Genomic DNA, 9,471 nt, shown 5'->3' on the forward strand with positions numbered 1-9,471 from the left:
TTCCAGCAAAAGATGCTGATGCTGACCTGCGTCAGCATGACTGCCGGTAAAGTCACCCTGACGAAGGTCAGGGTCGGCAGTTCCTTTCCAGCAAAAGATGCTGATGCTGACCTGCGTCAGCATGACTGTAGGTACCAGAATGTCTCCCTGACGAAGGTCAGGGTCGGCAGTTCCTTTCCAGCAAAAGATGCTGATGCTGACCTGCGTCAGCATGACTGCTAAAGAAAAATGTATCTTGTAATAAAAACGAGGGTATCAATATGGCCTGTGCAAATTGCAAAATCCGTGCCCAGTACGACGAGAATCCCAAATCGTTGCTCGGGCGTTTCTGGCGCTTCCATATCAACTTCTGCCCTGGTTGGAAGTCTTACTTGAAGAGCCTCTCTGACGAGGAGCGCGCAAAAGTCGCAGAGAAATACGGGATCAAGTGATGGAAAAGCAGCGGGAGGTATATGCAGAATGGCTGCGCATCGTCGCGGCATTCTCGGTGGTTTTCCAGCACACGGTGAGCTCGGCCTGGTACGACGCCCCGGTGAATTCGCTCGATTTTTTTGCACTCAACTTTATGAATAGCCTCGCCCGCTTTGGCGTGGGCGTTTTCATTATGCTGAGCGGTGCGTTTATGCTCTCACCCGAGTACAGCCACCCGCCCAAAAAGATTTTCACGCACAACCTGCCAAAAATCCTGGTGGTTCTCATTTTTTGGGTGGTTGTCTACGGCGTCATTAACACGGTCGCCGAGGGCGGAACGGCGCTTGACATTCTCTCGACGCCGGCGCTCCTGTTTACCGACCCCGCCACGCACCTTTGGTTTCTCTACACGCTCGCCGGCCTCTACCTGATTACGCCCGCACTCCGCGTGTTCACCGAACACGCGAGCAAGAACATGGTGCTCTACGTGATCTGCATCTTTTTTGTGTTCGGGCTTGCGATCCCGACCGTGAGCCATTTGGTCTCGAAGTTCACCGACGTGGACCTGTACCGCAACCTGGGCATCCGCGGGACCACGACCTACGCGGGATTCTACCTCGCGGGATTTTACCTTTCCAAGTACGGGCTCGGGCAAAAAGCGCGGCACATTTTGTATGTGATGGCGCTTGTGTCGTGGGTGCTCGCCTTCTACTACTCCACGTATGTCAGCGTGATGACGAACAAGCCCAACGAATACTTCTTCGGAAACTTCCAGCCGACCACGTTCCTCGAGGCTGCGGCGCTGTTCTGCCTGTTCCGCGCCAAGTACGCAAAGCAGGTCACGACCAACCCGAGGCTGATCCGCCTGAGTGCGTGCATGCTGGGCGTGTACCTAGTGCACCCGATTTTTTTGAAGGCGTTTTACGGGCTTAAACTCACGCTGCTAGGGTCGTACCCGCTGTTGACCGCGCCGGTTGTCGCGGTGGTTTTCTTTGCGCTGTCGCTTGCATTTGTGCGGGGGCTGCGCGCGATTCCCTGGGTCAAAAAAATCATTTAAAGCAACACGCGGTATGCGTTTCGCCGGATTGGGAAGCCACGGTTTTGCACGGCGGAAGTTCGGCGGAGCGGCATTTTGCCTGCAAGGAAGGGTCTCCGCAAACGCATTCTTCGCAACGGTCCGCAAATCGGCACCCCACGGCAAAGTCGCGCGGGTGCGGAACGCTCCCTGGTATGGACCGCAGATTCTTCATGTCGGCATGGCTTTCGGGGATGGCGGCCAAAAGCCCGCGCGTATACGGGTGCAGCGGATTGTTGATGACATCGCGAACGCCACCCATCTCGATGATTCGACCGGCGTACATCACCGCCACACGTTGAGCGTATTCAGAAACAATCCCCATGTTGTGCGTGATGAGGAGGACCGCGGTGCCGGTCTCGCCCGCCATCTTTTTGAGGATGGCAAGGACCTGCGCCTGCACGGTGACATCGAGGGCGGTGGTCGGCTCGTCGGCTATGATTAGGCGCGGGTGCGGAAGCAGCGCCATCACAATGCAAATGCGCTGGAGCATGCCGCCCGAGAGTTCGTGCGGGTAGGCGTCGAGAACGCGCTCGGGTTCGGTGAAGCCCGCCATTTTGAGCATGCGGTGGATTTCGTCGTTCGCGAAGGCGCGCGGATCCTTTGCCGCATGCGGTTCCCTAGCCGCGCACGAGTCGAGGTACGCCTTGGCACCGAACTTGTAGACTTCCAAAAGCTGGTCGCGGATGCGGAGCACCGGGTTCAGGGCTTGCATGGGCTCCTGGAAAATGCAGGTGATTTGGGAGCCGCGGATCTTTTGGAGTGCCGCAAGCGGGAGTTTTGCGAGGTTCTCGCCCGCAAACAAGACTTCCCCGCAGGTGATGCGGGCGGACGGACTCGGCAAGAGTCGCAAGATGCCCATCGCCGTGACGCTTTTTCCGCAACCGGATTCCCCCACCAGAGCGAAGAACTCACCCGCACCAATATCAAAAGAAACGCGGTCAGTCACTTGCAATGGCTTGGAATCACGGGCGTCGCGGCCAAACCCGAACGCAACCGAGAGCTCGCGCACCGAGAGCACGGTCTCGCGACCGGCGGGCTTTTTATCCGTTTCGCGTAGTCCCATACCCTTACCCAGCCAAAAACGTCCTGATCTCGTCGAGGCGTTCCGTCGCCAAGCGCCGTCCCATGTCGTACACGCGCTGGAGTTCGCTTGTGTCGTGCTCGGTGCGGCTAATGCCAAGCGCCTTTTCGGGGCAAATCACAAGCGTGTTGCCCGCCTTCTCCTGCTCAAACACATAACGCGTTTCTTCGTTGTACATCAGGTGGCGATTCTGCATGACCTTGATGAGGTTCGGGTACTTGCGCAGCAAAATCTTCATGAGCCAAATCAATTTGTTGGGGCCCTTCACGTAATCGCGGGGCTGCGTCAATATCACGATGTTGCGGTTGAACCCCTTGCTCTCGAGGAACTTGAGCGGGATAGAATCCGACATGCCGCCGTCGAGGTATTCTCCGCCGTCAATCTGCACAGGGCGCGACACCAGAGGCATGGACGCCGAAGCCTGCATCCACTTGAGGTCGCGCTCGCTGCCGTCCACGAGCTGCGCGAATACCGCCTCGCCCGTATGGATGTCGGTACAGCCCATGTAGAACTCCATGGGGTTCGCCTTGAGAGCCGCGAAATCAAAGGGGTCCAGCACCTGCGGAATTTGTTTGTAACAAAAGTCCACGTTGTAGAGGTCGCCCGTGGTAATGAGGGAATGCACACTGCAATAGCGCTTGTCGTGCGCAAATCTCAGGTTGTAACGCAGGGCGCGGCCGGGCTGGCGGCTCTTGATGTTGCAGCCAAAGCACGCCCCCGCCGAGATTCCTACAGCTCCGTCGAACTCGATGCCGTTTTCCATGAACACGTCCAAAATACCGCACGTGAACATGCCGCGCATCGCGCCGCCTTCTAGAACAAGTCCCTTTTTAAACATACCTATCCCCCGACTTTGGGTCCATAGCATCACGCACACCCTCGCCCACAAAGGTCGTAAGGAGGAGCGTCACAAACAGCGCGGCGACCGTCGAAACCGAGATCCACGGCGCATAAAGGTTGTTGAGCCCTTGGCTCATGAGCTCGCCCCAGCTGGGGGTCGGCGGCTGCAGGCCAAAACCGAGGAAGTCAAGCGACGTGAGGCTCCCGATGCCGCCAATGAGCGTGAACGGGAACAGTGTCACCACGGGCGTCATGGCATTGGGCAAAATTTCCTTGAAAAAGAGGTGACGGTGCGAAAGCCCGAGCACGCGCGCCGACTGCACGTAAGTCATGCTGCGCAGCTTGAGGAACTCGCCGCGCATGTAGTAGCTGAGCGAAATCCAGTTGAACGCAGCCATAATCAAGATGAGCAGCCAAAAACTGCGCCCGTAAATGCTCCCGATGAGGATGACCACATAGAGCATGGGGAGCGACGACCAGATTTCGATAAATCGCTGCATGCCGGTGTCCCAGAACTTGCCAAGGTAGCCCTGGATGCCGCCAATCACAATACCGAGGAACGTCCCGAGGAGGGTGAGCAGCAGGCTGAACGAAATGCAAATGCGGAACCCGTGAATGAGGCGCGAGAGCACGTCGCGACCGTTGCTGTCGGTGCCCAGCCAGTGCTTGCCGCTGGGGGCAAAAGGCGGCGCACCGTCCTCGCCGAGGTCGGCCTTCAAGGGGTCGTGCGCAATGGGCGGCATGATGGCGAAGACGTCGGGGCAGCCCCCCGCGCGAGTGTAGCCCTCGGCGGCGTCGGCCTCGCACTCGGCGGCGTCTTCCAAAAGCTTGGCGTAATCGGGCTCAGTCTGGTACGAACCGCCAAAATCGGCCTCGCTGTAACGGGCGAACGCGGGGAAATAACTCTTGCCGCCGTAACTGAGGTAGAGCGGCTCATCATTCACCGTCCACGGACTCGTGAGGCTGAGCGCATACGCGACGACGAGCACCACCAGCGACCAAAACGCCCGCTTGTTCTTGCGGAAGCGCTTGATGCGATTCTTGGTCTCTGTCGTGACGCGGAATTTCATACAAAGCAATATAAAAAAGAATTTTGCCCCAATTCGGGTCGAAACCGGAATTGCGCAGGAGCTCACTGGTTTTTGACGCACCTCACGGAGAACCCGAAGTTCTTGGGCTTCGTCATGTAGCTGAACGCCATGGATTTGTTGGTCAAGTACCACACGTGGGCAGAAGTCCCCTCTTCGTCGGCGCTCCAAAAGAAGGCGAACTTGTAGAGGTTCCCGTACGTTTCGTCGTCAAAGCGGTTGCCCGCGGGCATGGCGCTGAACTTGAGCGTATCGTTCCCATTGGTTTTGCCCGCCCAGTCGTAGTCCGTCTTTAAAAGGTAGCCCGCGTTAAAGTCGGCGCCGGCGGCGGTCCAAAGCGATTCGAAGTCGGCCTGTGAAGGCAGGCGGAACCCTTCGGGGCATGCGGTGGCGGCGGCTTGCCAAGTGTAAAGGCGACCGTACGCCATGCAGTTGTCGGGCTCGTCCTTGAGACAGTAGCTGCCCTCGGTGGCAAAATTGAGGTTGTCGGCAAACCACACGCGGTCGTCGATGGCCACCAGGCGGTAGGTTTGCTTGTCCCGCTTGTCTTTGAACTCGTTGGCGCGCACTTTTTTCGCGGGCGCGGTCTTAGCCTTCGCAGAAGATTTGCCCACGCCCTTCGCAAAACTCGTGCCGGGGAACGCAATAAAAAAAAGCAAAAAAAACACCAAATAACGCATACCCCAAATTTAATTATATTAAGGGTATGGATACACCCAAAAAAACAAGCGTCGAGGCCGGCGCAGAACAAACCGCGAGCAACACAGATGACGCCGCCCGTGCCGCCGCCCTCGCCGACAGCCAAACCACAGACGCCAGCAGCATCAACAGCGAGGACTACTGGTTTTTAAAGCTGAACCAGAACAATCCCTAATGCAAAACCCCGTAGAGCACAAGAAGCAAAAAGAGCGATGCATTTTGGTGGGCATCTCCACGCCCAAGGTGCGTCCATGGCTCGCCTCGGAACAACTGGCCGAACTGGGCAGACTCGCCAAGACCGCCGGCGCCGAGGTGGTGCAGAGTTTTTTGCAACGGGTGCAGAACTTTAGCCCGGCCACGCTCATTGGCGAGGGCAAGGTGAACGAGGTCAAGCGCGCTCTCGAAGAGAACGACGCCAAGATGGTGGTCTTTGACGACGACCTCAGCGGCTCGCAGGTGCGCAACCTGGAGCAGCGCATGCCAGGAATCAAGGTGTTGGACCGCACGGGGCTCATCCTCGACATTTTTGCAAAGCACGCGGTGACGGCGGAGAGCCGCCTGATGGTGGAAGTCGCGCAGTTGCAATACATGATGCCCCGCCTCACCGGCGCGTGGACGCACTTGTGCCGCCAGCACAACGGAGGCATTGGCACCAAGGGCCCAGGCGAAACGCAGCTCGAGACCGACCGCCGCATGATCCGCAAGCGCATTCAGGAACTCAAAAAGAAACTCGAGAAAATCGAGGACGCCCGCGAGAGCCAGGCCGAAAACAGGAACGACATTTTCCACGTGGGCATCGTGGGCTACACCAACGCGGGCAAGTCCACGCTCACGAACCGCCTCACCGGCGCCGACGTGTATGTAGAAGACAAGCTCTTCGCCACCCTCGACAGCACCACGCGCAAGCTCTACCTCGACGGAGAGAACATCATCCTCTCCGACACCGTCGGGTTCATCCGCAAGCTGCCCCACAACCTTATAGAGACGTTCAAAAGCACGCTGGGCGTCGCCGCCCATGCCGACTGCATTTTGGAAGTCGTGGACGGGAGCGCCCCCGACTACCGAGAGCATTTGGAAGTCACGCACAAGACTCTCGATGGCATCATCAGCAAAAGCACGCCGCGCCTCCGTGTGTTTAACAAAGTCGAGGTGGTGGACGAGGCGCGCCGTACCGAACTTTTGCAAAACTACCCCGAGGCAATCCAGGTGAGCGCCCGCGAGAACATTGGCATGGAGCGCCTCAAGGCGGCCTTCAAGGAGCAACTCGCCCTGTGGCACAAGAGGCGCGAAGCCGAGGCCGCACACATCAAGGAACAGGCCGAGGCTCCATGGCCCGAACCGCAAGAGTCGCCGCAAACCGAGATGTAAAATGCCGTACTTTTTTGCCCTGGCATTTGCCCTGTTCCTTGCGTCTTGCTCCAACTCCACCGACTCCTACGAGGAACCGGCGGACGCCCTCGTTTTGGAAACCGATTCCCTCAAAGCAGTTGATTCCTTGAGCACCCCGGATTCCTTGAGCTTGCCGGATTCATTGAGCTTGCCAGATTCCTTGAACACGCGGGATTCCTTGAACTCGCCAGATTCCTTGTGCACGCAGGATTCGCTCGACACAACGCAAAACATGGTACAAACCGACACCTCTACCAGGGGGATGGTCCTTTTTAGCGCCACCTCCCAAAAAGTGCAGATCGGTACCAACGAAAAAAGTGCCAAGGTAAACGAACGCCCCGCCGCCACGGTGAACTTCACCTACGACTACTACATGGACCGCCACGAGGTCACGTGCGAAACCTACAACGACGTGATGAAAGACTACGGTGCCGCAGCACAATTGGAATGCGCCGGCGACAGTCTCCCCGCGGTGAACGTCACGTACTTTGACGCCGTGCTCTACGCCAACGCCCGCAGCAAGCGCGCCGGGCGCGACACCGCCTACCATTACACAAAACTCTCCTTCAACAGCAAAGGGCATTGCATTGGCATGGAGGGGTTCGCCTTTGACCCCGCCAAAAAGGCATTCCGCTTGCCGACCGAAGCCGAATGGTCTTTTGCCGCGCAAAGCAACTGGGCGCCCGCCAACAGCTGGAACGCCGGGAATTCCGGCTACAAGCTGCACAAGGTCTGCACCGCGCCCGTGCCCCCCGACAAGAGCGACAGCTCCATTTGCGACATGGCGGGAAACGCTCTGGAATGGGTCAACGACTGGATGGGCGCGCTCCGCGACACCAGCATCACGAACTACGTGGGCACAACCGACGGCGGCACGCTCGGCGAACGCATTTTAAAGGGCGGCAGTTTTAGGAACTCGCCCCAGGCAATGCACATTTACAGCCGTGGCGACATCTACACGGTCGCGGGCTCCCTCGCCGCCGACTACGTGGGCTTCCGCCTTGCCTACGGAGCAATCCCCGACGCACAATGGATGAGCCGCAAGGGCCCCGCAAAAACCTCCTCGTTGCACGTAATTGCCTCCTCCGAAGCGGTGCAGGGCAAAACGACCTCCTCCAGGGCAAAGCTCGCCTTCCGCAACGACGAAACGGGCAACCTCGCCTTTGTAGACTTTGGAAGCTCGGCAACCGTGGTCGAGATCGACGACACGCTGGAAGTCTACCACCCGGACATTTCGCCCGACGGTCGCAGGGTCGCCTTTTGCACAGGCCTAGAGGGCATCTCGGGCAAATCGGCCGTATACGTGCGCGACCTGAGCGTCGGGGGCGGCAACCTGATAAAGCTCGACGTGCCAAACGCCGCCATACCGCGCTGGCGCGTGCTCGAGAACGGCGACACGGCAATCGCGTTCGTCACCGACGCGGGCAACAACAAGGACATGGGCTATTTTGCCACCACCGCGACATGGCAGGTAAAAATCTCCGGCGGGATCTTTGGCATCCCCGAGAAGCTGTTCATGGGCGCCTACCACGGCGGCATTAGCAACGAGGGCGATTTTGCCATTACCGGGGCGCGCCTGCTCATTGCACACAAAGAGCGCATCTACAATTCGATGATCCCTCTCGACACCATTTGGTACAACGGCGAACAAGCCTGCAACGCGAGCCTATCGCACGATGGCACCAAACGCTCGCTGTTCCTCGATTTTGGCGGCAAGACCGGGCGCAAATTTACCGGCATAAACTACGGGACGCACGAAATGCTTTTGGTGGTCGACAGCCTAGGCAAACTGATCCAGGGCGTGCCCGCGCCAGCAGGCCACAGCTTTGACCACACCGAGTGGGCGTTGGGCAAGGTAAAAGGAAAGGACCTGGTCGTGTCAACAATTGTTGACATCAACGGCAACCACAACAAGGTGCAACTTTTAGACATGGTCGACAGCAGCCGCCTGGACCTGGTGGGCGGCGGCGAAGTTTGGCACCCCAGCCTTTGGCTAGGCGTCATCAACATCGAGAACACGGCTTGGGACCTGGACAGCGCCGGCGACTACAGCAATCCCGACAACTCCGTGTCCCACCTTTTCCACGAAAAAATGCCCATGATGTGGGACATGCGCGATTCCGTGGAGGTCGTGGCGTTTGGCAACTCGCGCACATACACCGGTTTTGACCCCAAGTCCATAGAGCTGCCCTCCATGAACTTCTCGGTGATTCCATGCGAAATGCACTGCATAAACTACCTGTTCAAAAACTACATTGTAAAGCATTACCACAGGCTCAAGTACATTGTGGTAGGGCTCGATTTTGACACGTGGCACATACAGGACCCCAATGAAAGCATTCTCACTGCCACCATGGGTTCCAAGGGGTTTGAATACGACAAGAACCACAAATTCTGGCCCAACGGGATTGACGACGATTTTTTAAAGCTCGTACACCAAAAGAGGAACGAGAGCAGCGAGGAAATTCAAGCGGTCAGCGGCTATGTAGCCCATGAATTTTTCATTGGCTGGTACAACGCCACTACCGGCGAGGTCTCAATCGTTCTAGACAGCACCTGGAGCGACAAGGAATTCATTTGGCAAACCAACTTGATTGCCCTCAAGGACCTGATTGCAACGGCGGGCAAAAAAGGAGTCAAGGTTATTGGCGTCACCTACCCCATAAGTCCCAAGTACAAAGAAACCGGCTCCTACGGCAAATTCGGCCTTCGCCGGAGCCACGCCCTGCAAATTATGGATTCCGTCAAGGTCTACCAAGAAAATTACGGCAACTTTAGGCTCATGGACGAGGAAGATGCCCCAAAGTTAGTTGAAATTTCTGCAACCAAAAAGAAAAAGGTGGTCTCCAACTTGTAAATTTGGTTCAGCAAAAAAACACCAAGCA

Annotated in this window: 10 protein-coding genes; 6 read left to right on the forward strand and 4 right to left on the reverse strand. The window is 57.4% G+C overall.

Annotated elements, in window-relative coordinates:
• The first annotated feature begins 12 nt into the window (after positions 1-12).
• From BUB55_RS11750 to BUB55_RS11755, 3 genes are read left to right on the forward strand one after another with little or no spacing between them, the layout of a single operon-like run.
• Complete coding sequence (locus BUB55_RS11750) at positions 13-222, forward strand: hypothetical protein (protein WP_143153040.1); 210 nt, start codon at positions 13-15, stop codon at positions 220-222.
• Positions 223-260: 38 nt separating this feature from the next.
• Positions 261-431, forward strand: a complete 171-nt coding sequence (locus BUB55_RS14485; protein ID WP_200778534.1) for a hypothetical protein — start codon at positions 261-263, stop codon at positions 429-431.
• The gene (locus tag BUB55_RS11755; protein ID WP_073191679.1) at positions 431-1,468 is read left to right on the forward strand and encodes an acyltransferase; all 1,038 of its coding nucleotides are present in this window, start codon (positions 431-433) and stop codon (positions 1,466-1,468) included. The genes BUB55_RS14485 and BUB55_RS11755 overlap by 1 nt, the downstream gene beginning before the upstream one ends.
• On the opposite strand, the gene BUB55_RS11760 is transcribed toward BUB55_RS11755, so the two are convergent.
• The 4 genes from BUB55_RS11760 to BUB55_RS11775 all read right to left on the reverse strand — a co-directional run bounded on the left by BUB55_RS11760 (position 1,461) and on the right by BUB55_RS11775 (position 5,178).
• Complete coding sequence (locus tag BUB55_RS11760) at positions 1,461-2,552, reverse strand: ABC transporter ATP-binding protein (protein ID WP_073191681.1); 1,092 nt, start codon at positions 2,550-2,552, stop codon at positions 1,461-1,463. The two genes, BUB55_RS11755 and BUB55_RS11760, sit on opposite strands and share 8 nt — an antisense overlap.
• 4 nt (positions 2,553-2,556) lie before the next feature.
• Positions 2,557-3,408 (reverse strand): patatin-like phospholipase family protein, encoded by an 852-nt coding sequence (locus BUB55_RS11765; protein ID WP_073191685.1) that lies wholly within the window; start codon positions 3,406-3,408, stop codon positions 2,557-2,559.
• Positions 3,401-4,480 carry an ABC transporter permease subunit gene (locus BUB55_RS11770; RefSeq protein ID WP_073191687.1) on the reverse strand — a complete coding sequence of 360 codons (1,080 nt, stop codon included), beginning with the start codon at positions 4,478-4,480 and terminating at the stop codon, positions 3,401-3,403. Before BUB55_RS11770 ends, BUB55_RS11765 begins: the two co-directional genes overlap by 8 nt.
• 62 nt (positions 4,481-4,542) lie before the next feature.
• Positions 4,543-5,178 carry a fibrobacter succinogenes major paralogous domain-containing protein gene (locus tag BUB55_RS11775; RefSeq protein ID WP_073191689.1) on the reverse strand — a complete coding sequence of 212 codons (636 nt, stop codon included), beginning with the start codon at positions 5,176-5,178 and terminating at the stop codon, positions 4,543-4,545.
• 26 nt (positions 5,179-5,204) lie between these two features.
• Between BUB55_RS11775 and BUB55_RS14290 the strand changes: the two genes are divergently transcribed.
• From BUB55_RS14290 to BUB55_RS11785, 3 genes are read left to right on the forward strand one after another with little or no spacing between them, the layout of a single operon-like run.
• Entirely contained in the window at positions 5,205-5,372 is a 168-nt protein-coding gene (locus tag BUB55_RS14290) for a hypothetical protein (RefSeq protein WP_159431984.1), read from the forward strand.
• Entirely contained in the window at positions 5,372-6,565 is a 1,194-nt protein-coding gene (gene hflX / locus BUB55_RS11780) for a GTPase HflX (protein ID WP_073191691.1), read from the forward strand. Before BUB55_RS14290 ends, hflX begins: the two co-directional genes overlap by 1 nt.
• A gap of 1 nt (position 6,566) precedes the next feature.
• Positions 6,567-9,443 (forward strand): TIGR02171 family lipoprotein, encoded by a 2,877-nt coding sequence (locus tag BUB55_RS11785; protein WP_073191693.1) that lies wholly within the window; start codon positions 6,567-6,569, stop codon positions 9,441-9,443.
• Positions 9,444-9,471: the final 28 nt, after the last annotated feature.

Source organism: Fibrobacter sp. UWP2 (genome assembly GCF_900141705.1).
In the GTDB taxonomy this organism is placed as follows: Bacteria; Fibrobacterota; Fibrobacteria; order Fibrobacterales; family Fibrobacteraceae; genus Fibrobacter.